The sequence below is a fragment of the Pseudomonas sp. MPDS genome (assembly GCF_013283895.1).
Taxonomy (GTDB): Bacteria; Pseudomonadota; Gammaproteobacteria; order Pseudomonadales; family Pseudomonadaceae; genus Aquipseudomonas; species Aquipseudomonas rhizophila.
In genome coordinates this window covers 3,874,987-3,900,946 of sequence record NZ_CP054128.1, presented here as the reverse complement: position 1 = coordinate 3,900,946, position 25,960 = coordinate 3,874,987, and the positions used below count along the sequence as shown (strand labels likewise).

General features: G+C 60.7%; 20 protein-coding genes and 1 pseudogene. 10 read left to right on the top strand and 11 right to left on the bottom strand.

The genetic code is table 11. The features are described from left to right. Positions 1 to 24 precede the first annotated feature (24 nt). The 4 genes from HQ912_RS17090 to HQ912_RS17075 all read right to left on the bottom strand — a co-directional run bounded on the left by HQ912_RS17090 (position 25) and on the right by HQ912_RS17075 (position 4,320). Complete coding sequence (locus tag HQ912_RS17090; protein WP_047227599.1) at positions 25 to 1,002, bottom strand: TRAP transporter substrate-binding protein; 978 nt, start codon at positions 1,000 to 1,002, stop codon at positions 25 to 27. Between the two features lie 55 nt (positions 1,003 to 1,057). Continuing rightward, positions 1,058 to 1,963, bottom strand: a complete 906-nt coding sequence (locus tag HQ912_RS17085; RefSeq protein ID WP_076385292.1) for an SMP-30/gluconolactonase/LRE family protein — start codon at positions 1,961 to 1,963, stop codon at positions 1,058 to 1,060. Between the two features lie 43 nt (positions 1,964 to 2,006). After that, entirely contained in the window at positions 2,007 to 2,828 is an 822-nt protein-coding gene (locus HQ912_RS17080; RefSeq protein ID WP_160891782.1) for an NAD(P)-dependent oxidoreductase, read from the bottom strand. A gap of 190 nt (positions 2,829 to 3,018) precedes the next feature. After that, the gene (locus tag HQ912_RS17075) at positions 3,019 to 4,320 is read right to left on the bottom strand and encodes an OprD family porin (protein WP_173407070.1); all 1,302 of its coding nucleotides are present in this window, start codon (positions 4,318 to 4,320) and stop codon (positions 3,019 to 3,021) included. A gap of 860 nt (positions 4,321 to 5,180) precedes the next feature. On the opposite strand from HQ912_RS17075, the pseudogene HQ912_RS17070 reads away from it, so the two are divergent. Beyond that, a pseudogene (locus HQ912_RS17070) lies at positions 5,181 to 5,530 on the top strand (DUF6124 family protein). A 206-nt stretch (positions 5,531 to 5,736) separates the two neighbouring features. Continuing rightward, positions 5,737 to 6,357 (top strand): TetR/AcrR family transcriptional regulator, encoded by a 621-nt coding sequence (locus HQ912_RS17065; RefSeq protein WP_047230182.1) that lies wholly within the window; start codon positions 5,737 to 5,739, stop codon positions 6,355 to 6,357. 144 nt (positions 6,358 to 6,501) lie between these two features. Here the strand turns inward: HQ912_RS17065 and preA are convergent, their stop codons facing one another. The 3 genes from preA to hydA form a co-directional block, all read right to left on the bottom strand. Beyond that, positions 6,502 to 7,776 carry an NAD-dependent dihydropyrimidine dehydrogenase subunit PreA gene (gene preA, locus HQ912_RS17060; protein WP_047230183.1) on the bottom strand — a complete coding sequence of 425 codons (1,275 nt, stop codon included), beginning with the start codon at positions 7,774 to 7,776 and terminating at the stop codon, positions 6,502 to 6,504. Further along, complete coding sequence (locus HQ912_RS17055) at positions 7,777 to 9,144, bottom strand: NAD(P)-dependent oxidoreductase (protein ID WP_076385282.1); 1,368 nt, start codon at positions 9,142 to 9,144, stop codon at positions 7,777 to 7,779. It lies immediately after the preceding gene. 177 nt (positions 9,145 to 9,321) lie between these two features. After that, a complete protein-coding gene (gene hydA, locus HQ912_RS17050; RefSeq protein ID WP_160892436.1) occupies positions 9,322 to 10,761 on the bottom strand; it encodes a dihydropyrimidinase in 1,440 nt (479 codons plus the stop codon). 622 nt (positions 10,762 to 11,383) lie between these two features. On the opposite strand from hydA, the gene HQ912_RS17045 reads away from it, so the two are divergent. From HQ912_RS17045 to HQ912_RS17030, 4 genes are all read left to right on the top strand, one after another. Then, positions 11,384 to 12,862, top strand: coding sequence for an NCS1 family nucleobase:cation symporter-1 (locus HQ912_RS17045; protein WP_047230186.1), 1,479 nt, complete (start codon positions 11,384 to 11,386; stop codon positions 12,860 to 12,862). A gap of 152 nt (positions 12,863 to 13,014) precedes the next feature. Further along, positions 13,015 to 14,298: a Zn-dependent hydrolase gene (locus tag HQ912_RS17040; RefSeq protein ID WP_047230187.1), complete on the top strand. Its 1,284-nt coding sequence runs from the start codon at positions 13,015 to 13,017 to the stop codon at positions 14,296 to 14,298. Positions 14,299 to 14,415: 117 nt separating this feature from the next. Continuing rightward, positions 14,416 to 15,903 carry a PAS domain S-box protein gene (locus HQ912_RS17035; RefSeq protein WP_076385278.1) on the top strand — a complete coding sequence of 496 codons (1,488 nt, stop codon included), beginning with the start codon at positions 14,416 to 14,418 and terminating at the stop codon, positions 15,901 to 15,903. 242 nt (positions 15,904 to 16,145) lie between these two features. Beyond that, positions 16,146 to 16,394: a DUF1652 domain-containing protein gene (locus HQ912_RS17030; RefSeq protein ID WP_173407069.1), complete on the top strand. Its 249-nt coding sequence runs from the start codon at positions 16,146 to 16,148 to the stop codon at positions 16,392 to 16,394. A gap of 41 nt (positions 16,395 to 16,435) precedes the next feature. On the opposite strand, the gene HQ912_RS17025 is transcribed toward HQ912_RS17030, so the two are convergent. Together HQ912_RS17025 and HQ912_RS17020 are read right to left on the bottom strand one after the other, a co-directional pair. Next, positions 16,436 to 17,821 (bottom strand): sensor histidine kinase, encoded by a 1,386-nt coding sequence (locus tag HQ912_RS17025; protein WP_173407068.1) that lies wholly within the window; start codon positions 17,819 to 17,821, stop codon positions 16,436 to 16,438. Beyond that, positions 17,799 to 18,482 carry a response regulator transcription factor gene (locus HQ912_RS17020; protein ID WP_047230191.1) on the bottom strand — a complete coding sequence of 228 codons (684 nt, stop codon included), beginning with the start codon at positions 18,480 to 18,482 and terminating at the stop codon, positions 17,799 to 17,801. The genes HQ912_RS17025 and HQ912_RS17020 overlap by 23 nt, the downstream gene beginning before the upstream one ends. A 277-nt stretch (positions 18,483 to 18,759) precedes the next feature. Between HQ912_RS17020 and hcnA the strand changes: the two genes are divergently transcribed. The 3 genes from hcnA to hcnC are packed head-to-tail and all read left to right on the top strand — an operon-like array spanning position 18,760 to position 21,759. Next, positions 18,760 to 19,086: a cyanide-forming glycine dehydrogenase subunit HcnA gene (gene hcnA / locus HQ912_RS17015; RefSeq protein WP_173407067.1), complete on the top strand. Its 327-nt coding sequence runs from the start codon at positions 18,760 to 18,762 to the stop codon at positions 19,084 to 19,086. Continuing rightward, complete coding sequence (gene hcnB / locus HQ912_RS17010) at positions 19,083 to 20,492, top strand: cyanide-forming glycine dehydrogenase subunit HcnB (RefSeq protein ID WP_173407066.1); 1,410 nt, start codon at positions 19,083 to 19,085, stop codon at positions 20,490 to 20,492. Before hcnA ends, hcnB begins: the two co-directional genes overlap by 4 nt. Further along, the gene (gene hcnC / locus HQ912_RS17005) at positions 20,485 to 21,759 is read left to right on the top strand and encodes a cyanide-forming glycine dehydrogenase subunit HcnC (protein ID WP_173407065.1); all 1,275 of its coding nucleotides are present in this window, start codon (positions 20,485 to 20,487) and stop codon (positions 21,757 to 21,759) included. The genes hcnB and hcnC overlap by 8 nt, the downstream gene beginning before the upstream one ends. Positions 21,760 to 22,048: 289 nt before the next feature. Here hcnC and HQ912_RS17000 read toward each other — a convergent pair whose 3' ends face one another. Further along, the gene (locus tag HQ912_RS17000; RefSeq protein ID WP_107321651.1) at positions 22,049 to 22,660 is read right to left on the bottom strand and encodes a glutathione S-transferase; all 612 of its coding nucleotides are present in this window, start codon (positions 22,658 to 22,660) and stop codon (positions 22,049 to 22,051) included. A gap of 29 nt (positions 22,661 to 22,689) precedes the next feature. After that, positions 22,690 to 23,610, bottom strand: a complete 921-nt coding sequence (locus tag HQ912_RS16995) for a MurR/RpiR family transcriptional regulator (protein ID WP_047230196.1) — start codon at positions 23,608 to 23,610, stop codon at positions 22,690 to 22,692. A gap of 313 nt (positions 23,611 to 23,923) precedes the next feature. Between HQ912_RS16995 and iolC the strand changes: the two genes are divergently transcribed. Continuing rightward, the gene (iolC, locus tag HQ912_RS16990; protein WP_173407064.1) at positions 23,924 to 25,861 is read left to right on the top strand and encodes a bifunctional 5-dehydro-2-deoxygluconokinase/5-dehydro-2-deoxyphosphogluconate aldolase; all 1,938 of its coding nucleotides are present in this window, start codon (positions 23,924 to 23,926) and stop codon (positions 25,859 to 25,861) included. Positions 25,862 to 25,960: the final 99 nt, after the last annotated feature.

Here is a 25,960-nt window from a genome sequence, read left to right as displayed (position 1 = left end):
TTTTCAAGTACAGATTGAGAGGTGTTACTGAACGGCTTCGATACGCTTGATCAGGTCGGCGTACGGTGCACCGTATTTGGCCCGGATCGGTGCGGTGGCGTCATAGAAGGGTTTCTTGTCGACGGTGATGAACTCAACGCCCGCGGCCTTGAGTTTCTCTTCACTGGCGGCAGTCTTCTTGTCCCACAATTCGCGCTCGTCCAGTTGGGATTGTTTGGCCGCTTTTTTCACCAGGGCTTGCTGCTCGGGGGTGAGTTTTTCCCAGGTGAACTTGGACATCACCACCGGCTCCGGCAGGATCAGGTGGCCGGTCAAACTGTAGTACTTGGCGTTCTGGTAGTGGTTGTGCTCGAGCATGGTCGGCGGGTTGTTTTCCGCACCGTCGATCACGCCGGTCTGCAGAGCACTGAAGATTTCACCGGTGTCCATGGCAATCCCGTTACCGCCCATGGCGTTGAGGGTCTCGATGAACATCGGGTTGCCCATGACACGAATTTTCATGCCATGCATGTCTTCGGGCTTGTGCACGGGTTTCTTGGTGTAGAGGTTGCGAGTACCGCCGTCCATCCAGGCCAGGGCCACCAGGTTGAATTCGGAGTTGGTGATCTTGTCGAGGATTTCCTGGCCGATTTCACCGTCGATGATCTTGCGCATGTGTGCCTGGTCACGGAACACGAATGGCATGTTGAAGACGTTTACGTCCGGCACCACCGGCCCAACGATGCCCAGGCTGACGCGGGCCATCTGGACGGCACCGACCTGAAGCTGCTCGATGACTTCTTTTTCCGAGCCCAACACACCGCCGGAATACATCTTGAAGGTGAACGGGTCTTTTTGGCCTTTACTTTCCTCGACCAGCGTCTTGCCAAGGATTTTTTCCGCTTCCACGGTTGGATAGCCATCAGGATGGATATCGGCAAACTTGATCTCAAGAGCCTGTGCCGCTTGCGCAAGGAAGGCCAGGGGGAGGGCTGCGATCAGAAGCGTGCGTTTGAAATTCATGGTCAATCTCCAGTGTTGTTGTTTTTATATCTATCGAATGAAGCGGCAATGCAGGTCAGTTGGCGGCGGGTTTCGATCCTCCGAAAGCCGTTTCAGCAAGGCCCTTGACGCCGGGGTTGAGGGCAAACACGCCCCCGGCCAGGGACTGCGGATCAGTGTCGTCGCCAGGGCGGATCGAGGTGACGAACAGGGTGTCCAGACGGCTGCCGCCAAAGGCGCACATCGTCGGTTTCTTCACCGGCACCGCCAAAGAGCGATCCAGTCGGCCATCCGGGGTGAAACGATGGATGAGGCCGGCATCGTTGGCGCAGATCCAATAGCAACCTTCTGCGTCCACCGCCGCGCCGTCCGGGCGTCCGGCCAGGGGCATCATGTCGACGAACAGCCGTCGGTTGGAGGGCGTGCCGCTGTCGATGTCGTAATCGAAAGCCCAGATCTGCTGGATCAACGGATGTGAGTCGGAGAGGTACATCGTGCGCCCATCGGGGCTGAAGCCCAGGCCATTGGGCACGATGAACCCGCTCAGTTGTGCCTCGACCGGCCCGCGCTGTCCGCCATCGAAGCGGTACATCCGCCCCTGGTCGGCGTTGGCCCCCATGTTCAGCACCATGCTGCCGGCCCAGAAACGGCCCTGGCGGTCGCAACGGCCATCGTTGAGGCGCATGTCGGTGCGGGCGTGCTCGACACTGGCGCACAATTCGCTGTCCAGGCTGCCGTCATCAAAGGGGTGCAGGCGAAAGAAACCACTCTCCATGCCGGCGATCCAACCCCCGTCCTGGTGACGGGCGATGCAGGCGAGCATTTCGGGGGTTTCCCAGCCTTTGAGCTGTCCGGTTCCGGCATTCCAGCACTGCAACCCACCGCTGGGAATGTCCACCCAGTACAGGGCGTTCTCCTCGGGAACCCACACTGGGCTCTCACCGACGGCGTTGCGTGCATCGACAATCAATTCGGCTTGCATGGCGATTCCTTGGTTCGTTCGTATCCCATGAAAAACAGGCGAATCAGTCGTCGAACGGGCCGGCTGCGACAAAGGCGCCACCCTGGTAGACCCTGGCCGGGTCATCGGCGGCTGGCATCGGCTGCGCTTCGACCTTGTCACGGAAGACTTCGGAGCTGTCCTTGGGCTGGTAGCCCAGGTGCGCGGCCTGGCTGTTGTCCCACCAGACGTCGCGGTTGGCGGACATGCCATACACCACGGTGTGGCCGACTTTCGGGGTATAGAGCGAGCATTCGATCAGTTGGGTGAGGTCGTCGAAGCTCAGCCAGGTGCTCATCATCCGGCGGTTTTGTGGCTCGGGGAACGACGAGCCGATGCGGATGCTCACGGTTTCGATGCCGTAGCGGTCGAAGTAAAAACTGGCCATGTCTTCGCCGTAGGACTTGGACAAGCCGTAGTAGCCATCCGGACGGCGAGGGGATAGGGCGTCGAGGGCCTCGTCCTGCTTGTAGAAACCGATGACGTGGTTGGAACTGGCGAAGATCACGCGCTTGACGCCATGCTTGCGGGCGGCTTCATAGATGTGGAACACGCCGCTGATGTTGGCGCCGAGGATTTCTTCGAACGGACGCTCTACCGAAACACCGCCGAAATGCAAAATGGCATCGACGCCTTCCACCAGTTGATGCACCGCCTGTTTATCAGACAGGTCGCACGGCACCACTTCTTCACTTTCATCAATGGCCGGGGCCATGTTGGCGATGTCCGACAGGCGAATGTGGCGGGCGAAAGGCTTGAGGCGTTCACGCAAGACTTTGCCCAGGCCGCCGGCAGCACCGGTCAGCAGCAGACGATTGAAGGGGTGGCGAATGTGTGTCGTAGTCATGAAATTACCTGAGCAAACGGTGAGAGGTATCAGTTGTTATAAGTTGTCGTACGACCGAGAGGGAATATCCTTATCCTACCGCTACCTTGTCAACGTTTGATCGACGAATCGCTCTACAACGGCGTCCCTGCCTTTGGCTGTCGCGTCGCCATGGCCCTTTTGAAAAGCGGCCATGGCGACCGATCCCGGCTTAAAGAAGCGAAATCGGGTAGCTGACGATCAAGCGGTTTTCATCGAACTCGTTGTTACTGAAGTCTCGACGAATCGACGCGTTACGCCATTTCACATTGAGGCTCTTCAACGCACCGCTTTGTACGGTGTAGGCCAGTTCGCTTTCGCGACCCCATTCCTTGCCGTCATTAACAGTAGCGGTGTGTACGTTGTCACCGCTGATGTAGCGGTTCATCAGGGTCAGGCCCGGTACGCCGACGGCGGCGAAGTTGAAGTCGTGGCGCACTTGCCAGGATTTTTCCTGGGCGTTGTCGTAGCTGGAGTTGTAGCTGTCGTTGGCCAGGGTGCCGCCGCTGGTGCCGTTGACGCGCATCCAGCCATCGTCGCCGCTGAGTTTTTGCAGGCCGACGTAGAAGGTGTTGCCACCGTATTTGGCCGAGAGCATGGCGAAGGCGGTCTTGTTGTCCAGGTCGCCCGCCAGGGCACTGCCTTCTTCCTTGCCGATGAAGTAGCCCAGGTTGGCGCCTAGGGTCCAGTCACCGATGGGCTGGCTGTGGGTCAGGTTGAAATATTTTTGCTGGTAGATGTCCGACAGTTCCGCGTACCAGACGCCGACCTGGGTGCGCTTGTCGTTGAAGGCGTATTCGCCGCCGCCGAAATTGAAGCGGTCGGACGTGAACGCACCGCGGCCGTTCATCGACATGTCTTCCATGCTCGCGTCGTTACGCGGGCTGTTGGCGCGGAACTGGCCGCCGTACAGGCTCAGGCCGTTGATCTCGGTGGAGGTGACTTGACCACCGCGGAAAGTCTGCGGCAGGGAGCGACCGTCGTCAGAGCGCAGGATTGGCAGCACCGGCATCCATTCGCCCACCTTCAACTCGGTTTTCGACACCTTGGCCTTGAGTGCGACACCCAGGCGACCAAAGTCATCGGCCGGGCGGCCATCGTCATGCACCGGTAACAAGGCGGTATTGGCAGTGCCGCGACCACCGTCGAGCTTGAGCGAGTACATGCCCAGCACGTCCATACCGAAACCCACTGTGCCCTGAGTGAAGCCGGACTTGGCGTCGAGAATGAAACTCTGGGTCCATTCCTCGGCTTTGCCTTGGGCGTTAGCCGGGTTGGTGAAGTTGCGGTTGATGTAGAAGTTGCGCAGGTTGAGATTGACCTTGGCGTCATCGACGAAGCCTTCGGCGCTGGCGGTCATTGGCAGGAACGCGGCAAGGCTGCTGCAACCGAGAAGGACCAGGGCGGGGCTGGCGTTGAGAAAGGTACGGCGGTTTTGACGGGGGTTGGGCGAAAAACGGACACGTGTGCTCACTATGACGCTCCCTACTTTTTTGTTGTTTTTATTTGTCATACGTCGTCGTACAACATGAGGTGGATTATTTGGAAGCTGCTCCTCGTTGTCAACTGGCCATTATCGGAATTGTCCAACTCGGGTGTGCTCAAAATGAGACGTTTCAATGGCTGGCGCTGGCCGAGGGCAAGATTGCAGGCCGTGGCGCCGTGTCGAAGCGTGGTTTGAGAGTAGCGGGGAGGGTGCTTGGTTGTGCGATGACTGGTCTAAGACATTAGTCGAATGCTGGCGATTGGAAGTCTTAAGGGAGCTCTTGCTCCCTCGCCACAGAAGCTTTCCCACAAGCAGCGCCGGTGTTTTTGATCGTTCCCACCCTCGGCGTGGGAATGCATCCAGTGACGCTCTGCGTCACCTTCCAGAAGCGGAACGCGGAGCGTCCCTGGCGACATTCCCACGCAGGAGCGTGGGAACGATCAAACAAGAAGGCTCTTGTGGCGAGGGTGTGTTGTTTAACCCTATGCCGGGTCCAAACGGGTTTGTGTTTATCCAGATGTAGGATCGTTCGGGGTCGGGCTACGTTGTCTTGCGCCCTTGCCTACAACTGCGCCAGAATCCGCCGGCTTGTGCGCCTGGGGGGCAGGGTTCTATCGTTTCCGGGTCGCTGATTGAATCAGTGATCGGGTTTGGTAGCCCGGCTTTTGACTTGACGCATAGCCCCTGTCATACAGTCCGTTTTGGTATCTGTTTTATGGCGGTCATGCGCAGGGCGTTTTCGGACGCGCCGGTTCTCCAAGTCACCGGTCTACCAACCCGCGTATGGCCGCCACCCTTCGTTTGGTAGCGAGAGTGATGGCTCCATTTTTCGATTTGGAGATTCACCTATGTTCAAAGTAACCCCCAACCCACCCGGGACAGATCCATCCAATTCCAAGGCGTTCGACAAAGCCGCCGACCGCATCCTCGACCACTACCTCAAGCCCAAACCCAAACCCAGCAAATCCGAGGCCGATCCCGGTCAACTGTTCACCGTCGCCAATGGCGTCGACACCGAAACCCTGCTCGCCAACCTCAGCGAAATCTGGCCTCGGCCAATGCCATGGTCAGTGACTTGGCCTTCGACCTGGAAGGTCCCAGGCGCCACATCGCCCTGGGCATCCAGCAATTGATCGAACTGAGCGGATTGCTGGCGAACCGTGTGCTGGATAACGTCGAAGCGCATCAGTCGACATAGCGCAGCCGGTTTGATCGTTCCCTCGCTCTGCGTGGGAATGCATCCCGTGACGCTCTGCGTCAATGCCAGAAGCGGAACGCGGAGCGTCCCTGGCGGCATTCCCACGCAGGAGCGTGGGAACGATCATCGGGAGACATGGTTAACACCTGTGTTTTCGACAATGGGCGAATGGTAGTCTTGATCAACGCTGTTGCCAGGGAGCCCTCATGGGCAATCACAAGATCGAGATTCGTCGCAGTAACGTCGAGAAAATCCTGTTGGCCGCCGAGAAGGTCTTTGCCGAAAAGGGCTTCGGCGGCACCGCCATGGCCGACATCGCTGCCGAGGTGCAACTGCCCCGATCCAACCTGCATTATTACTTCAGCACCAAGAGCGAGCTGTACAGCGCCGTGCTGTTCGATCTGCTGGAGGTCTGGAAGCAGGATGCCTTGTGCTTCGAGATGTTCGATGACCCGCGGGTGGTGCTCAGCAGTTACATCCGCGCCAAGATGAACCACTCCCGTAGCCGGCCCTACGGCTCGAAGGTCTGGGCCAACGAAATCATCCACGGCGCCCCGACCCTGGGCCAGGCGCTGGATGCCAGCCTCTATGACTGGGCCAAGATGAAAGAGGCAAAAATCCGCCAGTGGGTGGAGGACAAACGCATCCTCCCCGTAGAGCCGTCAAGCCTGCTCTACATGATCTGGGCCTCGACCCAGCACTACGCCGACTTCGACCACCAGATCAATATCCTCAACGACCATCAGCCGCTGTCGGACATGCAGTTCGAGCGGGCAGTGCAGACGGTGACCAGTGTGATTTTGCGGGGGATTGGGTTGGAGCCCTGAGATCTGTGTTGAGGCTGATGGCCCTATCGCGAGCAGGCTCGCTCCCACAGTGGATTTCTGGCGTACACAAAATCTGTGAACGACACGACCCAGTGTGGGAGCGAGCCTGCTCGCGATGGCGTCAGTCCAGACGCCACAGCTTCTTCAGACCGCTACATGGTAGGGATTACGCGGATCATGGTTCCAGTCCAGGAACGGCTTGCCCGTTTCCACCGTCACCATCTCGATGCAGTCCTGCACCGGGCAGGTGATCTGGCAGAGGTTGCAGCCTACGCACTCTTCATCGATCACTTCATATTTGTGCGTCCCGTCCGCTTGCTTGAGGCTGGCGATGGCCTGGTGGGATGTGTCTTCACAGGCGATGTGGCAGCGACCGCAACCGATGCAGGCCGCTTGGTCGATCTTCGCGATGACTTGATAGTTGATGTCCAGGTACTTCCAGTCGGTGGTGTTGCCCACCGCGCGACCGGAAAATGCCTGCAGGTTGGCGTGGCCGTGATCGTCCATCCAGCGTGACAGACCGTCCTTCATCTCTTCGACAATACGAAAACCGTGGAGCATCGCCGCCGTGCACACTTGCACGGCGCCACTGCCCAGGGCGATGAATTCCGCCGCGTCGCGCCAACTGCCGATGCCACCGATGCCGCAGATCGGCAAGCCTTGGGTCTGCGGGTCGCGGGCGATTTCCGCGACCATGTTCAGCGCGATCGGCTTGACCGCCGAGCCGCAGTAGCCGCCGTGGGTGCTCTGACTGCCGACGATGGGCAGGGCGACCATGCGGTCCAGGTCGACGCTGGTGATGGAGTTGATGGTGTTGATCAACGACACTGCATCGGCGCCGCCCCGATGGGCCGCCCGGGCAGCGACGCGGATGTCGGTGATGTTCGGCGTCAGCTTGACGATCACTGGCAGCGAGCAATAGGTCTTGCACCAGCGCGTGACTTGCTCGACGTACTCCGGCACCTGGCCGACGGCCGCGCCCATGCCCCGCTCGGGCATGCCGTGGGGGCAGCCGAAGTTCAGCTCGATACCGTCGGCACCCGTGGCTTCAACCAGGGGCAGGATGCGTTTCCAGGATTCTTCCACGCACGGCACCATCAACGACACGATCAGCGCCCGGTCCGGCCAGTCCTTTTTCACCTGGGTGATTTCCCGCAGGTTGATCTCCAGCGAACGGTCGGTGATCAGCTCAATGTTATTGATGCCCAGCACCTCGCGATTGGCGCCGAAGTGGGCCGAGTAACGCGACGACACGTTCACGGCCGCCGGATCCTCTCCAAGGGTTTTCCAGACCACGCCACCCCAACCGGCCTCGAAGGCACGTACCACGTTGTAGGCCTTGTCGGTCGGCGGCGCGGAGGCCAGCCAGAACGGATTAGGGGCTTTGATGCCGGCGAAGACAATCGACAGATCGGCCATTTACGCAGCCTCCACGTTGAGCATGAGTTGAGCGTTGATCGCCTCGGCGGCAAGCTTGCCGTGCTGCACGGCCTGCACCGTCAGGTCCTGGTCCAGGCTGGTGCAGTCACCGCCGGCATACACGCCGGCGATGCTGGTGCGCAAATGCTCGTCTACCAGGATCCGTCCATCCTGGCGTTTGAGTTCACGGGCCAGCGGGTCCGCCAGCGCGTGGTCATCGAAGGCCTGGCCAATGGCTTTGAAAATCCCGTCGGCGGGCAGGTCGAAGGTGTCGGCGCCGGTGACCAACCGACCGTTCTCCAGGTGGGTGCGGGAGAAACGCATGCCCCGCACATTCCCGGCCTCGTCCAGCAGCACTTGTTGCGGTTGGGCCCAGGTCAGCAGACGCACCTGATTGGCCTTGGCGATGTCTTGCTCATGGCCGGTGGCGCCCATGTCCTCAAGGCCGCGCCGGTACACCAGGCTGACGTCCCGGGCACCGAGACGGGCCATCTGCACGGCCATGTCGATGGCGGTGTTGCCTGCACCGAGGACGATGCAGCGGTCGGCCAGCGGCAACTGGCTAAGGTCGTCAGCCTGGCGCAGTTCGCGGATGTACTCGGTGGCGGCCAGCAGCCCCGGCGCCTGTTCATCGCTCAGGCCCAGTTGTTTGCTGGCGGCCAGGCCGAGGCCGAGGAACACAGCGTCGAATTGCTGATGCAAGTCGCTCAAGCTGAGGTTTTCGCCCAGCTTTTGCCCATGGCGGATTTCGATGCCGCCGATGCCCAGCAGAAAGTCCAGTTCACGCTGGGCATAATCGTCCACCAGCTTGTATTTGGCGATTCCGTATTCGTTGAGGCCACCGGCCTTTTCCCGGGCCTCGAACACCACCACATCGTGGCCGTGCATCGCGCTGCGGTGAGCGCAGGACAACCCCGCAGGACCCGCGCCGACCACGGCAATGCGCTTGCCGGTGGCGGCGGCGCGTTTGAACGGGTGTTCGCTGAAGTGGGCGTTGTCCACCGCGTAGCGTTGCAACAGGCCGATCAGTACCGGCGCGCACTCTTGAGCGTTGTTGCGCACGCAGGCTTGCTGGCAAAGGATCTCTGTGGGGCAGACCCGGGCACAACTGCCACCGAGGATATTGGCCGAGAGAATCTTCTGCGCCGCGCCCTGGACGTTGTCCTGATGGATGTTGCGGATGAACGAAGGGATGTCGATCTCGCTCGGACAGGCGTTCACGCACGGCGCGTCGTAGCAGTACAGGCAACGGGATGCTTCCAGGTGCGCCTGTCGTGGGTTGAGCGGCGGCGCCAGGTCGCTGAAACGCGCGGCCAGGGTGGTCGGGTCTTCCTGGGAATGGGGGAGGTGACTCAAGGGCTGGATCATGGAATTGGCCTCACGGTGTTTGAGGTGCTGCCTCTGGTGGGCAGTGTTTTTTGTGTCCGGACTGGCCTCATCGCGAGCAGGCTCGCTCCCACAGGGATCTGCGGTGCACACAGATTTTGTATCCATTCAAAATCCAGTGTGGGAGCGAGCCTGCTCGCGATAGGCCGTAGGCCGCTATCAGCGTTTCACTGCAACCGGCCGGTGCAACTCCGCCCGCTTGCTCAACAAATCGAACACCGCCGGGTAAGCCGGTCGTTCGATGTAGCGTCCGGCGCCGCGTTCGGCCCGCAGGTCGCCATCGACCCAGACCAGCCGGCCCTGGCTGATGGTGTGGCTCGGCACGCCGCGCACGGTTTTGCCTTCGAAGATGTTGAAGTCCACCTGTTGATGGTGGGTCTTGGCCGAAATCGTGCGGCTGCCTTGCGGGTCCCAGAGCACCAGGTCGGCATCGGCACCGACGCGAATGGCACCTTTGCGCGGGTAAAGGTTGAAGATCTTCGCCGTATTGGTGGAGGTGAGGGCGACGAAATCATGCATCGATAATTTGCCGCTGTTGACCCCTTCATCCCACAGCACCGCCATACGGTCTTCGATACCGGCGGTGCCGTTGGGAATCTTGCTGAAGTCTTCGCGGCCGGCGGCTTTCTGTTCGGCGCAGAAACAGCAATGGTCGGTGGCGGTGGTGTGCAGGTTGCCTGATTGCAAGCCATGCCAGAGCGCTTCCTGATGCCCGCGAGGGCGGAAGGGCGGGCTCATCACGTAACCGGCGGCGGTCTGCCAGTCGGGGTGGCGATAAACGCTATCGTCGAGCAGCAGATGCCCGGCCAGTACTTCACCGTAGACCGGCTGGCCCTGGCTGCGGGCATAGGTGATTTCATCCAGGGCTTCCTTGGTCGACACATGCACCAGGTACAGCGGCGTGCCCAGGGTCTGGGCAATACGGATGGCCCGGCTCGCGGCTTCACCTTCCACTTGCGAGGGCCGCGACAGCGGATGGGCTTCGGGGCCGGTAATGCCCTGGGCCAGTAACTTGCGCTGCAGGTGATCAACCAGCTCGCCGTTCTCGGCATGCACCGTGGGCACGGCGCCCAGTTCCAGACAGCGCTCGAAGCTCGCCACCAAGGTGTCGTCGGCCGCCATGATCGCGTTCTTGTAGGCCATGAAGTGCTTGAAGCTGTTTACCCCGTGATGGCTGACGAGCTCGGCCATCTCTTCACGAACCTGTTCACTCCACCAGGTGATCGCCACGTGAAAGCCGTAATCACTGGCGCTTTTTTCCGCCCAGCCGCGCCACTGGTGGAAGGCTTCCATCAGCGATTGCTGGGGATTGGGAATGACAAAGTCGATGATCGAGGTCGTGCCTCCCGCCAGGCCTGCTGCCGTGCCACTGAAAAAATCTTCGCTGGCGACGGTGCCCATGAACGGCAACTGCATATGGGTATGCGGGTCGATGCCGCCCGGCATCAGGTATTGGCCGCTGCCATCGAGTACTTCGACATCGGCGGGCACATCCAGGTTTTCACCAATGGCCTTGATCACGCCCTCGGCACACAGCACATCGGCACGATAACGTTCGTCATGGGTTATTACGGTGGCGCCACGGATCAACAAAGACATTCCGAGTTCCTCGCAGGCATGACCGACTGATGCCGGTTCTTTATGTTGTATAGATCATGATGGGGAAGTGATGAAGTCGTGTAGCGTTCTAATCCTGTCACAGTTGTCAGGATTAGAAGCTAGCTGGAGTTTTACGAATCGGCAAGATTATTTTTAATGGGTTGTTTGAATATATAACTCATTGAAAAATATCAATTAAACTAACAAATCACCAAAATGGTGAGCTACCTCACCATTTTGACGCACTTGACAGGATCATTATTTGAGCGAGATTTATCATGCTAAATCAGCAGCTTGAAAGGCGTTAAAGTGCGGTTTAGACACTTCGCAATAATGTGGGGTGCACCACTTTGAATCTCGGGCTCGACAGAACGTGCAGGTCATCTAGCCTCAAGGGCACTGGCGCCCAGTGCGAGCGGACAATGAAATTAAATTAAAGCGTTAAATATCATAAAGTTGTCAGTGTTATATCGTTCAACCGGTCAACCCGGCGAGGCAATCGGCACAGTTATTGAGTGCTGTCGCTGCCAGGCAGGGCCGCCGGTAGAACGCGCGCTTTACATGCAAGTACTCCGGCCATCGCCAGTCGATGAGCAAAAATAATGAAAACAGTGGAGCGGACATGACCAGATCAACAGTGACCGAGCGCGACGGGTTATTCGAGCTTGAAGCCGGCAGCGACGTTCTCGACAGCCCCCGTTACAACCATGACATCGCGCCAACCCAGGTGCATGAGCGAACCTGGAATAAATGGCACATCACCGCGTTATGGGTCGGCATGTCGATCTGTGTGCCGACCTACACCCTGGGCGGCGTGCTCACGGCCTATTTCGGGTTGTCGGTGGGTGAAGCGTTGCTGGCCATCCTGTTCGCCAACATCATCGTGCTGATTCCCCTGACCCTGAACGCCTTTGCCGGGACCAAATACGGCATTCCCTTCCCGGTGCTGTTGCGCTCTTCCTTCGGCGTCATCGGCTCCAACGTGCCCTGCCTGATCCGCGCGCTGGTGGCGTGTGGCTGGTTCGGAATCCAGACGATGTTCGGCGGGCTGGCGATTCACCTGTTTCTCGGCTCGGTGTTCGAGGGCTGGAAGAGCCTGGGTGGCACCGGCGAAGTGATTGGTTTCATGGTGTTCTGGGTCCTGAACCTGTGGGTGGTGCTGCGCGGTGCCGAGTCGATCAAATGGCTGGAAACCCTGTCCGCGCCGCTGCTGGTGCTGGTGGGGGTCGGCCTGCTGATGTGGGCGTTGCCCAACGTCTCCCTGACCGAACTGATGGCGCAGCCGGCCAAACGGCCCGAAGGTGCCGGCGTGACCAGTTATTTCCTGGCAGGGCTCACAGCGATGGTGGGTTTCTGGGCCACGCTGTCGTTGAATATTCCTGACTTCAGTCGTTATGCCAAGAGCCAGAAAGACCAGATCGTGGGGCAGATCATCGGCCTGCCGCTGACCATGTTCCTGTTCGCCGCCCTCGGCGTGGTGATGACGGCGGCCTCGGCGAAACTGGTGGGCGTGACCGTCTCTGACCCAGTGACCCTGATCGGACACATTCAGAGCCCGCTGTGGGTGGCACTGGCCATGGTGCTGATCATCATTGCCACGCTCTCGACCAACACCGCCGCCAACATCGTCTCACCCACCAACGACTTCCAGAACCTGGCGCCAAAACTGATCGGCCGTACCAAGGCGGTGATGCTGACCGGGCTGGTAGGGCTGGCGCTGATGGCCCACGAACTGCTGAAGAAACTCGGTCTGATCGTTTCCGAGGTCAGCCTTGAGTCGGTCTATTCCAACTGGCTGCTGGGCTATTCGAGCCTGCTGGGGCCGATTGCCGGGATCATGGTGGTGGACTATTTCCTGATCAAGAAACAACAACTGGACCTGGCCGGGCTGTACCGCGACGACGTCTACCCGGCCTGGAACTGGAACGGCTTCATCGCCTTTGGCGTGCCTGTGGTGCTGACGCTGCTGTCGTTGGGCAGCGATGCATTCAGCTGGTTCTACAGCTACGGCTGGTTCACCGGCTCGGCACTGGGCGGGGTGATTTATTACGGGTTGTGCAGTATGCGGGCGAGCCCGTCCATCGCTAAAACTGCGGTGTAAAGGAGGGCCTCATCGCGAGCAGGCTCGCTCCCACACTGGATTGGGGTGAACGCAAGCCTGTGTGCACAGCAGATCCCCTGTGGGGGCGAGACTGCTCGCGATAGCGGCCTCAAGTACAACGAGAAAATGCCTGAAAAAACTGGAGATCCCCCATGAACGCAGCCGTCGACGTTCTACAGTCCACCCAACAGCACATCAATCGCGACCGCTTGTGGCAGTCGCTCATGGACCTGGCGCAGCTCGGTGCCACGGTCAAGGGTGGGGTGTGCAGGCTGGCCCTGACCGATCTGGACCGCCAGGCCCGGGACTTGTTCGTGCAATGGACCGAGGCAGCCGGCTGCACCGTCAGCATTGACGCGGTGGGCAATATTTTCGCCCGTCGGCCGGGGCGCAATCCGAACCTGCCACCGGTGATGACCGGCAGCCACATCGACACCCAGCCTACCGGTGGCAAGTTCGACGGATGCTTCGGTGTGCTGTCCGGCCTGGAAGTGCTGCGCACCCTCAATGACTTGAAAATAGAAACCGAAGCACCGTTGGAGGTGGTGGTCTGGACCAACGAAGAAGGTTCGCGCTTCGCCCCGTGCATGATGGGCTCCGGCGTATTCGCCGAGAAGTTCACCCTCGAAGAAACCCTGGCCAAGACCGACGCCGAGGGCATTACCGTCGGCCAGGCACTCAATGCCATCGGCTACGCCGGGCCACGCCCGGTCAGCGGGCATCCGGTGGGGGCGTATTTCGAGGCGCACATCGAGCAGGGGCCGATCCTGGAGGACGAACGCAAGACCATCGGTGTGGTGATGGGGGCACTGGGGCAGAAGTGGTTCGATCTGACCTTGCGGGGCGTCGAAGCCCACGCCGGCCCGACCCCGATGCACCTGCGCAAGGACGCTTTGGTCGGTGCTTCGATCATCGTTGGCGCCGTCAACCGCGCGGCCCTCGGCCATCAACCCCATGCCTGCGGCACGGTTGGCTGCCTGCAAGCCTATCCCGGTTCGCGCAATGTCATCCCCGGCGAAGTGCGCATGACCCTGGATTTTCGTCACCTGGAGCCGGCACGCCTGGATTCGATGATCGCCGAGGTCAGGCAAGTCATTGATGACACCTGTCAGCAACACGGCCTGACGTATGAACTGACCCCTACGGCTGACTTTCCGCCACTGTACTTCGACAAGGGTTGTGTCGAAGCTGTGCGCGGTGCTGCCCAAGGGCTGGGCCTGTCCCATATGGACATCGTCAGCGGCGCAGGCCACGACGCGATCTTCCTCGCCGAACTGGGGCCGGCCGGGATGATCTTCGTGCCGTGCGAAGGCGGCATCAGCCACAACGAAATCGAAAACGCCGCCCCGGATGATCTGGCCGCCGGGTGTGCGGTGCTGCTGCGAGCGATGCTCGCCGCCTCACAGGCAATTGCCGAGGGACGCATGGCGGCTTGAAGCAGCTTGAGGATTAAAAGATCGCAGCCTCGTTGCACTCGACAGTTCCTATAGGGGAACGTGTCATCGCCGCGAATGGTCGTAATCTCCATGCTCCTCTGACCACATGGAGACCCGATGAGCCAGGATGTCCCGACTACCGATACCAATCGTCGTCAACTGCTGCAAATCATCGCCGGGCTGTCTGACGGGGTGATGTTGATCGAAGTCGATCAGACCATCGCCTGGGCCAACGAAGCGGCGTTGACCATGCACGGGGTCACTGACCTCAAGGCGCTGGGGGCCAACGCCGAGGAATACGCCCAGCGGTTCAATTTGCGTTATCGCAACAACCACCCGCTGACCGCGGACAACTACCCCATTGCCCGGGTCGCCCGTGGCGATGAGTTCAGCGATGTATTGGTGGAGGTCACGCCCGAGGCTGATCCGGATCGCACCTGGGTTCATCGGATTCGCAGCATGGTGCTGACCGACCGTAGCGGCCAGGCGGAATTGCTGGTGCTGATTCTCAGCGATGCCACCGAGTGGGCCAGCGCCGAACAGCGTTTCGAGAGAACCTTCGCGGCCAACCCGGCGCCAGCGGTAATCTGCCGTCTCAGTGACTTGCGCTATATCAAGGTCAACCAGGGCTTTCTGGAAATGACCGGCTACAGCCGCGAGCAGGTGATCGGGCGTTCGGTGTATGAGCTGGACGTGCTCGAGGCCGCCGAGAAACGTGACTTGGCCATTGAGCGCCTGGGGCAGGGCGCGACCATTCCGCAAATGCAGGCTGAGTTGAAACTGCCAGGGGGCGGCAGCAAGCAAGTGATTGTCGCGGGCCAGCCGCTGGATGACCTGCATGACGAAGACTGCATGCTGTTTTCCTTCATGGACATGGAGCCGCGCCGCAAGGCCGAAACGGCGTTGCGCCAGAGTGAGGAGCGCTTTGCCAAATCGTTCCGTCTCACGCCCGTGCCAACCCTGGTGTGCAGCGCCGAACAGCAATTGCTGGAGATCAACGAAGCCTTTCTCCAGACCAGCGGTTACGCCAGTGAAGAACTGCTGGGTAAAACCGTGGAGGAAATCGGCTTTCTCGACCCGGATGCCTGCGCCGCACTGTTTGCCACGCTGGAAAAAACCGCAACCGTGTCCAGCGTCGACGTCAAGGTTCACAAAAAAGGTGGGGAACAGATCGACTGCGAGATGGCAGCCGATACTGTCGTCATTCAGGACAAGCCGTGTTATTTGCTGGTGTTGATGAACATCACCGAACGCAAACGCTCGGAGCTGGAGCTGGTGGCGGCCATCGAAGAGGTGATGAAAGATGCCTCCTGGTTCAGTCGGACCCTGATCGAAAAACTGGCCAATGTGAAGAGCATCAACGCCCAGTTGCCCAGCACTTCATTTACCGAGCTCACAGCCCGGGAGCGTGATGTGCTGGGGCTGATCTGCCAGGGCCTGGCCGACAAGGAAATCGCCGCGCGCTTGAAGCTGGCCCCCAATACCGTGCGCAATCATGTGGCGACGCTGTACTCCAAACTCGATGTTCACAGCCGCAGCGAGGCAATCGTCTGGGCGCGCGAACGCGGCCTGTTCGCCAACGAGTGGCGAATGAAGGCACCATGATAGCCAGTGCAAATGCACCGGGCGTGCTGGTGCAAATTCGGGTTTTGCCCACGTCGTTGGCTCCTTAGGCTGTGAGGGTGCGGCATTCTCTGCGCAATGCCGCGTCCCCCACGAAACAGTCAAGGAACACGCCACAATGAGCAGTGAACGAATCAATCGTGCAATCGCCAGGACGCTTGCCGGGCCTATGAGCCCGCAGTTGCCCGCCGGTCGCTCACGGCTACAGCGCTGAGGAGCAACGGATGACCCTACTGGCCCCCCTGCGCGCCCGACTCGAAGAAAGCTTCAAGCCACTGGCCTGCGAATGCAGCCTCAACGGCGACGGAACCCTTACCGTACGTCTGTATCACCGCGAAAGCGGGGAGGTGGATCTGGTGGTGAGCGGCATGAGCGTCGACAGCGTCCGCTCGGAAGAAAGCCTGGCAAAGCTGATCGATGAGTTGCGGTATGAGCTTGAAAACACCCCGCTGTATCGAAGTGACTCCGCCTGAATGATCCGCTGAACTTTTCCGCTGAACTTGGTAGCCGCCACCTACAGCAGCGTCGCCCGGCAATCGAGCGCCAACCGAGCGCCGCCTTGCTCGCTGCTGCCCACTTCCAGCGTGAACCCGTGCAAGTTGACAATCGCCGCGACGATCGATAGTCCCAGGCCAAAGCCGCTCTGCTGGCTGCTGCCCTCGGCGCGGTAGAAGCGGCGAAACACAGCCTTGCGCTCCGCCTCGGGGATTCCGGGCCCGGAGTCGAGTACTTCGATACGGCTGCTGTCGCCCTGATCAACGCCACGCAGGATCACCTCACCGCCCGGCGGGGTGAATTTGATCGAGTTGCTCAGCAGGTTGGACACCGCCTCGAACAGCAATGCCCGGTCGCCGTTGAGCAAGGGCAGGGCATCGGGTACTTCGAGGGTGAAAGTCAGTTCCCGCTCCTCGGCCAACGGCAGATAAAAATCGTGCAGTTCCTGCAACAACTGCAACGGATCGAGGCGCACGAACCCTGAGCGTCGTTGCTGGTCTTCCAGCTCGGAAATCCGCAACAAGCCTCGAAACCTCGCCATCAGGGTGTCAGTCTCGGCAATCACCTGATCCATCTGCAACGCCTCGGGCGAGCCGTCCGGGGCTTGCTGCTGGATGCGATAAAGCTGGGCGCGCAGGCGAGTCAGCGGGGTGCGCAGGTCATGGGCGATGTTGTCGCACACGCCCTTGACCTCGTTCATCAAGCGTTCGATACGATCGAGCATGGCGTTGACGATTGCCGCCAGCATGTCCAGCTCATCGCGACGGCTCGACAGCGGCAGGCGATGGGTCAGGTCACCGGCCACGATGGCCTCGGCACTGGCCTGCAGTTTGCGGATGCGTTGCAACGGTCGCCGACGCAACAGATGCCAGCCGGCAATGCCCGGCAAAATGGTCAGGGACACGCCCCAGAACAACGCGTGCAGAATGATGCGCGTGACAGCGAACAGCGAGCCGTTGTCCCGCGCCAGGATCAACCAGCGGCCGTCCTGGGTCCGGGTCGCCACCGCGTCGCAACTGTCGGAAGGAATACCTGGATCCCTGGAATCGACGCAGCCGCCGAGCATATGAATATTGCCGTCCAGCGGCAGATCGGGGGGGACGTGCCGGATCGGTCCGCTCAAGTGGCGCAATTGCGGATCGAACAGGCCGTAGGCGTCGACGCCGCGTTCATCCAGGGTCAGGCTGGCCATGAGAGCATCTTCCAACTGATCGCCATGAATACGTGCGAACAGGTGCTGACGCTGCATCAGGGAGTGCTTGGCAAGGCTGTCGAGGTAACCGAACACTTCGTAATACATCACCCCCATCAGGACCGCGCTCCAGAGCACGAACAGCGAACTGTACAGCGCCAGCAGGCGACTGCTGGAGGAGCGCCAGCCCTTAGCGGGGTTCAGCAATGACATAGCCGGAACCTCGTACCGTGCGAATCAGCGGTTCCAGGCCCGGCGGGTCGATTTTCTTGCGCAGGCGGCCGATATGGACGTCGATCAGGTTGGTGCCGGGATCGAAGTGATAGCCCCAGACCTCTTCGAAAATCATCATGCGCGAGAGGATCTGGCCGCTGTTGCGCATCAGGAACTCCAGCAGCTTGTATTCGGTGGGCAGCAGGCTGAGCAGTTGCCCGTTGCGGCTGGCTTCGCGGCTGATCAGGTTGAGTTCCAGGTCGGCCACCCGCAGTGCGGTTTCCGGCTCGCGGGCACCGTTGTTGCGCCGCAGCAGCACTTCGACCCGGGCGGCCATTTCGTCGGTGGCGAACGGCTTGGTCAGATAATCGTCGCCACCGGCCCGCAGGCCGCGCACCCGCTCGTCCACATCGGAGAGGGCGCTGATCATCAGGATCGGCGTGGCCACGCCCATGGTGCGCAACGTCGTCACGATCACCAGCCCGTCGAGCTCGGGCAGCATGCGGTCCAGGGTGATCAGGTCGTAATCGCCGCTCACCGCCCGTTCCAGGCCCTCGCGGCCGTTGTCGACCCAGTCGACATCCAGGCCATTGCGGGTCAGTTCGGCGACGATTTCACGGGCGGTCACGGCGTCGTCTTCGATGGTCAAAATGCGGTTCATGGGCGGTACCGGGTGAGAAATTGAAGCCATTGCGCAGCATTCTGCCAAAAAATACCTGTCGGCTTGCTGAAAAAATGTTCATGGACGCCGACAGCGGTATTCACTGGCCTGGATCAACACTTGGTCACAAATAATCCCTAACATAAATTTAGTGCGCACCATCATGCTGCGTCCGTTGCCCTGCTTTGGCGCGCTGTCGCTGATGGGCACTGACACGAACCGGTGATGGTGTGCCGCAAGGAGCCAAGACCTCACTGAACCTTCAAGGAAGAGCAACATGATGCAACCTCAAGACCTTCTACGCCGAAAATTTGATATCCAGCCGCTGCAGCACGCCGACATGACGGTGCACCTGGACGGGCAGTCCGTCAGCGCGGCCCAAGGTGAAACCGTCCTCAGCGTCATTCAGGCCCTGGGCCAGCGCCAGGTAGCACGCAACGATCACGACCAACTCAGTGGCGCATACTGTGGCATGGGCGTGTGCCAATGTTGCCTGGTCAAGATCGACGGCCGCCACAAGCGCCGCGCCTGCCAGACCCAAGTGCGTCCCGGCATGCAAATCGAAACCCGGGCCAATCGCATCGCCGAAAGGGAGGCACCATGAACCTCCATCCGGTGATTGTCGGCGGCGGGCCGGCGGGTATGGCCGCGGCCATCGAGCTGGCCACCCACGGGGTGCATTGCACCCTGCTCGAAGAAGCGCCGCGCCTGGGTGGCGTGGTCTACCGCGGGCCGCTGCGCGACGGGGTGAGCCTGGATTACCTCGGGCCGCGCTACAGCGAAGCCCTGAACAAACTCCACGGTGAGTTCCAGCGCTACGCCGGGCTGATCGATGTGCGACTCAACCACCGCGTCATCGGCGCCGAAGGGTTCAAGGCGCTGATGCTGCTGAACGCCGATGAACAACTGCGCGAGGTCAGCTATTCCCACCTAGTGCTGGCGGCCGGTTGTCATGAGCGCAGCGTGCCGTTCCCTGGCTGGACACTGCCGGGGGTGATGCTGCTCGGTGGTCTGCAATTGCAGATCAAGAGCGGAGCGGTCAAGCCGCCGGGGCCGGTGGTGATCGCCGGCACAGGTCCGTTGCTGCCGCTGGTGGCCTGTCAACTTCACGCTTCGGGCGTGGCCGTGGCGGGCGTCTATGAGGCTTGTGCCTTCGGCAAGATCGCCAGGGAAAGCCTGGCATTGCTGAACAAACCACAATTGTTCCTCGACGGCCTGAGCATGCTGGCTTATCTCAAACTGCATCGCATCCCCGTGCGTTATGGCTGGGGAGTGGTACAGGCCAACGGCGAGGGCGAGCTGGACATCGTCACCGTTGCACCGTATTCCAGTACCTGGGAGCCCGACCTCGAACGAGCCGAACAGGTCCCGGCCCAGACGCTGGCGGTCGGCTATGGTTTCATCCCGCGCACCCAATTGAGCCAGCAGATGGGCCTGGAGCATGGCTTCAGCGATGACGGTTATTTGCGGGCGGTGTCCGATGCCTGGCAGCAAAGCAGCGAGGCGCACATTCACCTGGCCGGCGACGTGGGCGGGATTCGCGGTGGTGAAGCCGCCATGTTGAGCGGGCGCATCGCCGCACTGTCGATCCTGATGCAGGCCGACCTGCTGGATTGCTCCACTGCCCTGGAGTACCGCGACCGGTATCGAGCGCAACTGGACCGGATCATTCGCTTTCGCGCCGCCGTGGACCGCTACACGCAACGCGGCGCCGGACAAACCGCGTTGCCGACCGCCGATACGGTCATTTGTCGCTGTGAACACGCGACCCGCGCCGACATCGACCGCGCCCTGGAGCAGGGCGTGCAAGACATGGCCAGCCTGAAAATGCGCACCCGCGTGAGCATGGGTGACTGTCAGGGACGGATGTGCGTGGGCTATTGCAGTGATCGCCTGCGCCAGGCCACCGGGCGTGCCGACGTTGGCTGGCTGCGGCCGCGTTTCCCCATCGACCCGATTCCCTTTTCAGCCTTTCAGAACGTCGGCACGGAGGCCCTCCGGCATGACTGAGCATCCAGACCTCAAGCACTATGATGTCGTTATCGTCGGCGGGGGCGTGATCGGTGCGTCCTGTGCCTATCAACTGTCCAAACGCAAGCATCTGAAGATCGCCTTGATCGACGCCAAGCGCCCCGGCAACGCCACCCGCGCTTCGGCCGGCGGCCTGTGGGCCATCGGTGAATCCGTGGGCCTGGGCTGCGGGGTGATTTTCTTTCGGATGATGTCGGCCAACCGCAAGCGCCAGGCCCAGGGCGCCGCCGTGGCGGTGGACGCCAGCACGCCGCACATCCTGCCCCAGTCGTTCTTCGATTTCGCCTTGCAGTCCAACGCGATGTATCCCCGACTGCACCGCGAGCTGATGGACAACCACGGCATGGACTTCAAGTTCGAGGAGACCGGGCTCAAGTTCGTGATCTACGACGATGAAGACCGTTTGTATGCCGAGCACATCGTCGCCTGCATTCCCCACCTGGCCGATCAGGTACGCTGGCTCGATCAGGCCGCCCTGCGCGAGGCCGAGCCGAATGTCAGCCATGAGGCCCGCGGCGCGCTGGAGTTTCTGTGCGACCATCAGGTCAGCCCGTTCCGGCTGGCCGATGCCTACACCGAGGGTGCCCGGCAGAACGGCGTCGATATGTTCTTCAACACCAACGTGGCGCAGGTGCTTCGAGACGGGGCGCGGGTGACGGGGGTGAGAACCGCCGAAGCCGGGACGTTCAACTGCCGGACGCTGATCAATGCCGCCGGTGCCTGGGCGGCGGACCTGAGCGAGCAGGCCACCGGTGTGCGGATCCCGGTCAAGCCGGTCAAGGGGCAAATCCTGCTGACCGAGCGCATGCCGAAGATCCTCAACGGGTGCCTGACCACCAGCGACTGCTATGTCGCGCAAAAGGACAACGGCGAAATCCTCATCGGCAGTACCACCGAGGACAAGGGGTTCGACGTGACCACCACCTACCCGGAAATCGAGGGGCTGGTGCAGGGCGCGATGCGCTGCATACCGCAGTTGGCCGACATCAACCTGAAACGCACCTGGGCCGGTTTGCGCCCCGGCTCACCTGATGAGTTGCCCATCCTGGGCCCGATGCGCGGCGTGGAAGGGTACCTAAATGCCTGTGGGCACTTTCGCACCGGCATCCTGACCTCGGCCATCACCGGAGTGCTGCTGGACAAACTGGTGAACAACGAGCCCCTGCCGCTGGACATCACGCCGTTCCTGGCGGATCGCTTCGAGGTTGTGCCGGTGGTAAAGCCAAAGGAAATGGAGCTGACTTGAAGCAATTCTTTGTGCCGAACACAAATTTTGCAGTCCCCCGGCCCCAAACTGTGGGAGCGAGCCTGCTCGCGATGGCGTCGGATCAGTGCCATTGATGTTGATTGACCCACCGCTATCGCGAGCAGGCTCGCTCCCACATAGATCTGGGGGTGACCCTCATCCGGTGGTTACTCGGGAACCAACTGTGGGAGCGAGCCTGCTCGCGAAAGCGGTCTATCTGAGACGATGATGTTGAGTCTGCCGCCGTCTTCGCAAGCAAGCCTGCTCCCACACAAGCCGCGCTCGTCCGCTATACCATCGGCGTGCTGGCGAACGCCTCCAACCCTTCGGCATAGGCGGTAAACGCGCTGATCGATGGAAATGACTTGCCCTGCACCTGATCCGGCACCACCAGGTTGGTGAAGCTCCAGGCCACTGCCACGGTGATGCCCGCCTGATCGAGGGTGCCATCGGTGATCAGGGGCTGTTTCACCAGTTCCTGTTCGAGCATGTCATAGGCCGCCGCCAGTTGGCCTTCCACGCGTTCGACCCAGGGGGCGTGTTGGATTTCTGTCGGCCGAAGGTTGCGTTCGTAGTAGATCTGCACTGACTTCTCGCACGCCGCCAGGGCCAGGCCAATCACGCGCAATGCGCGCAGCCGTTGCCCACTGTCGACCGGCATCAGGCTTTTGCCCGGCGCGGCCAAGGCTTCGAGGTAGTCGATGATCAATGTGGAATCCATCAGCACGTTGCCATCGTTGAGCACCAGGGTCGGTGCCTTGACCACCGGGTTGATGCGCTGGAACTGTTCGAAATGCCTGAACACCGAAACGGACTCGTGTTCCAGGGCAACCCCCAGGCACTTGGCGGAAATGGCGACGCGTCGCACGTAGGGCGAGTCCAGCATGCCGATCAGTTTCATGACGTCTCCTTCAGAAGAATCTTGCGGGGTTAATCCTCGAACCCGACCTGTTCATGGATTTCATCGACCTTGAGTTCCAGTCGGTAAGCCACGGCGATGAACAACGCCTGGCACAGGCACAACGTGGCACTCAACGAGCGGAAGGCGAAAGAGCTGCCTTCGTTCACCAACAGTACCGCATTGGCCCGTTTGGCCAGGGGCGACAGGTTGCTGTCGGTGATGATCAGCGTCTTGGCCTGATGATGCTGGGCAATGCGCAGGCAGTGCTGGGTTTCCTTGCCGTAGGGCGTAAAGCTGATCGCGATCACCAGGTCGTTGGCCCGCACGCTGCGCATTTGCTCGCGATAACTGCCCCCCAGGCCGGACACCAGATGGATGCGCTTGTTGGTGTGTTGCAGGTTATAGACCAGGTAATCGGCCACCGCGAACGAGCGTCGCACGCCGACCACATAGATGTTGTCGGCGTTGACCACCAGGTCTACGGCTTTGTCGAAGGCTTGATCGTCCAGCTCCAGGCCCAGACGCTCGATGCCCGAGAGGGTGGCGTTGACGCATTCGCGCGCCAGGTCGCCGCCGCTGGCTTTCTGCGACTTGTTGGCGATCATGCTGCGGATGCGCTGCTGGTAGTTTTGCACCGGCGTGGTCTTGTGGGTATAGGCCTCGCGAAACAAGGCCTGCATTTCGCTGAATCCGCTGAAGCCGAAACGCTGGGAAAACCGCACGATGGCCGACGGATGCACTTCGCATTCGCGCGCAATGTCGCTGATGCGATCGACCATGATCCGGTCGCTTTGCTGGCTCATGTAGCTGGCGATGCGTTTGAGCTGTCGCGGCAGGCTTTCATACTCGTCGGTAATCAGTTGCAGCAGGCGCTCGGCATTGATCGGTGGGCTTGAAAGGGCGGGTTCGGACGCGCTCTCGGACGGCGCCGGCAGATCGGGGCGGGTCATAGAAAATCCTTCTGGCTTGTTCTTATAGGGCGGCCCGGGAAAAGGGCCGGCCCTCGACAATAGGTTGGCTGATCGCAGTCTACAGCGTAGGCGCGGGGAAAATCATGAGCAGACAACGTTGCGACACCTGCTGAAACGATGCACCGCGTCTGGCGCGCTTCAGTGATAGCATATTGGAAAAAATATTCCACGTAAAAAATTTATAGAATAATTATTGATTATTGGCCGCTGCTCGTTTTAGTCTGCATCCACCAAGAGCGTTGGCGCCGGTTTCGGTGGCAAGCGCGGGCTGATAAAAATAACAGGAGCCAGCATGGGCCAGACTCGTTTTGCCAGTGGGCGTCAATTGGATGTGATCTGCCTGGGACGCCTGGGCGTCGACCTCTACGCGCAGCAAGTCGGAGCGCGCCTGGAAGATGTCGCAAGCTTCGCCAAATACCTGGGTGGCTCGTCGGCCAACATCGCCTTCGGCACCGCGCGGTTAGGGCTCAGGTCGGCGATGCTGAGCCGGGTAGGGGACGATCATATGGGCCGTTTCCTGGTGGAGTCCCTGGCCCGCGAAGGCTGCGACGTCAGCGGCATCAAGGTCGACCCTGAACGCCTGACGGCCATGGTCCTGCTGGGTATCAAGGACCGGGAAACCTTTCCCCTGGTGTTCTACCGGGAAAATTGCGCCGACATGGCGCTGCGCGCCGAAGACATCAATGAAACGTTCATTGCCTCCAGCAAGGCGCTGCTGATCACCGGCACGCATTTCTCTACCGAAAGTGTCTACAAGGCCAGCACCCAGGCGTTGGATTACGCCGAGAAACACAACGTCAAACGCGTGTTGGACATCGACTATCGCCCGGTGCTCTGGGGCCTGGCGGGCAAGGCCGATGGGGAAACCCGTTTCGTCGCCGACCAGAAAGTCAGCCAGCACGTGCAAAGCATCCTGCCGCGTTTCGACCTGATCGTCGGCACCGAAGAAGAATTCCTGATCGCCGGCGGCAGCGAAGATCTGCTGAGCGCGTTGCGTACCGTGCGCTCGCTGACGGCGGCGACCTTGGTGGTCAAGCTCGGCCCGCAAGGTTGCACGGTGATTCATGGCGCCATCCCGGCCCGGCTTGAAGACGGCGCGATTTATCCTGGTGTACGGGTCGAGGTCCTGAATGTATTGGGCGCAGGTGATGCGTTCATGTCGGGCTTTCTCGCCGGTTGGCTGGAGGACGCCAGCGATGAACGCTGCTGCCAGTTGGCCAATGCCTGCGGTGGCCTGGTGGTGTCGCGCCATGCCTGTGCCCCAGCGATGCCGACCCGGGCTGAACTCGACTACCTGTTCAATAGCCCGGTGCCGATTACCCGGCCGGATCGAGACGCGGCATTGCAACGTCTGCATCAGGTCAGCGTGCCGCGCAAACAGTGGAAGCAATTGTTCATCTTTGCCTTCGATCATCGCTGGCAACTGGTAGAACTGGCCCATAAAGGCGGGCGTGAGCTGGGCGCTATCAGCGCACTCAAGCAACTGTTCATCCAGGCCGTGGAACGGGTCGAAGCCGACCTGAAACGTCAGGGCATCGAGGCCGATGTCGGTCTGCTGGCCGACCAACGTTTCGGCCAGGACTCGCTGAACGCCGCCACTGGACGTGACTGGTGGGTTGCCCGACCAGTGGAGGTGCAGGGTTCACGGCCGCTGGCGTTCGAACATGGGCGCTCTATCGGCAGCAACCTGATCGCCTGGCCACAGGAACAGATCATCAAGTGCCTGGTGCAATTTCACCCCGACGACGAACCGCTGCTGCGCCTGGAACAGGAGGCGCAACTCATGGCGCTGTATCAGGCGTCCCAGGTCAGCGGCCATGAACTGCTGCTGGAAGTCATTCCACCCAAGGATCATCCGTCGCCGCACCCGGACGTGCTGTATCGCGCCCTCAAACGCCTCTACAACCTGGGCATCTTTCCGGCCTGGTGGAAAATCGAAGCCCAGACGGCAGACGAATGGAAGCAACTTGATGAGCTGATTCAACAGCGTGATCCCTATTGCCGAGGTGTGGTACTGCTGGGCCTCAACGCCCCGGCCGCCGTGCTGGCCGAGGGTTTCCGCCAGGCCAGCCAGAGCACAACCTGCCGTGGATTTGCCGTCGGACGGACAATCTTCCAGGAACCGAGTCGTGCCTGGCTGGCCGGGGAAATCGACGATGAAACGTTGATCCGGCAGGTGCAGGGTAGGTTTGTGGAGTTGATTGAGGCGTGGCGTGCTGCGCGAAGTTAAAAGCTGTGAACACTGATCCTGTGGGAGCGAGCCTGCTCGCGATAGCCGACTGATAGTCAACATTAAGTCGCCTGACACACCGCTATCGCGAGCAGGCTC

Excerpts from the sequence above, each read along its gene's own strand:
- HQ912_RS17045 (WP_047230186.1), top strand. The coding sequence starts at position 11,384 with ATGACCAGATCAACAGTGACCGAGCGCGACGGGTTATTCGAGCTTGAA.
- HQ912_RS17065 (WP_047230182.1), top strand. The coding sequence starts at position 5,737 with ATGGGCAATCACAAGATCGAGATTCGTCGCAGTAACGTCGAGAAAATC.
- HQ912_RS17040 (WP_047230187.1), top strand. The coding sequence starts at position 13,015 with ATGAACGCAGCCGTCGACGTTCTACAGTCCACCCAACAGCACATCAAT.
- HQ912_RS17035 (WP_076385278.1), top strand. The coding sequence starts at position 14,416 with ATGAGCCAGGATGTCCCGACTACCGATACCAATCGTCGTCAACTGCTG.
- hcnC (WP_173407065.1), top strand. The coding sequence starts at position 20,485 with ATGACTGAGCATCCAGACCTCAAGCACTATGATGTCGTTATCGTCGGC.
- HQ912_RS17020 (WP_047230191.1), bottom strand. The coding sequence starts at position 18,482 with ATGAACCGCATTTTGACCATCGAAGACGACGCCGTGACCGCCCGTGAA.
- HQ912_RS17080 (WP_160891782.1), bottom strand. The coding sequence starts at position 2,828 with ATGACTACGACACACATTCGCCACCCCTTCAATCGTCTGCTGCTGACC.
- hcnA (WP_173407067.1), top strand. The coding sequence starts at position 18,760 with ATGATGCAACCTCAAGACCTTCTACGCCGAAAATTTGATATCCAGCCG.
- HQ912_RS17055 (WP_076385282.1), bottom strand. The coding sequence starts at position 9,144 with ATGATCCAGCCCTTGAGTCACCTCCCCCATTCCCAGGAAGACCCGACC.
- HQ912_RS17085 (WP_076385292.1), bottom strand. The coding sequence starts at position 1,963 with ATGCAAGCCGAATTGATTGTCGATGCACGCAACGCCGTCGGTGAGAGC.
- iolC (WP_173407064.1), top strand. The coding sequence starts at position 23,924 with ATGGGCCAGACTCGTTTTGCCAGTGGGCGTCAATTGGATGTGATCTGC.
- HQ912_RS17000 (WP_107321651.1), bottom strand. The coding sequence starts at position 22,660 with ATGAAACTGATCGGCATGCTGGACTCGCCCTACGTGCGACGCGTCGCC.
- HQ912_RS17090 (WP_047227599.1), bottom strand. The coding sequence starts at position 1,002 with ATGAATTTCAAACGCACGCTTCTGATCGCAGCCCTCCCCCTGGCCTTC.
- preA (WP_047230183.1), bottom strand. The coding sequence starts at position 7,776 with ATGGCCGATCTGTCGATTGTCTTCGCCGGCATCAAAGCCCCTAATCCG.
- HQ912_RS16995 (WP_047230196.1), bottom strand. The coding sequence starts at position 23,610 with ATGACCCGCCCCGATCTGCCGGCGCCGTCCGAGAGCGCGTCCGAACCC.
- hcnB (WP_173407066.1), top strand. The coding sequence starts at position 19,083 with ATGAACCTCCATCCGGTGATTGTCGGCGGCGGGCCGGCGGGTATGGCC.
- hydA (WP_160892436.1), bottom strand. The coding sequence starts at position 10,761 with ATGTCTTTGTTGATCCGTGGCGCCACCGTAATAACCCATGACGAACGT.
- HQ912_RS17030 (WP_173407069.1), top strand. The coding sequence starts at position 16,146 with ATGACCCTACTGGCCCCCCTGCGCGCCCGACTCGAAGAAAGCTTCAAG.
- HQ912_RS17025 (WP_173407068.1), bottom strand. The coding sequence starts at position 17,821 with ATGTCATTGCTGAACCCCGCTAAGGGCTGGCGCTCCTCCAGCAGTCGC.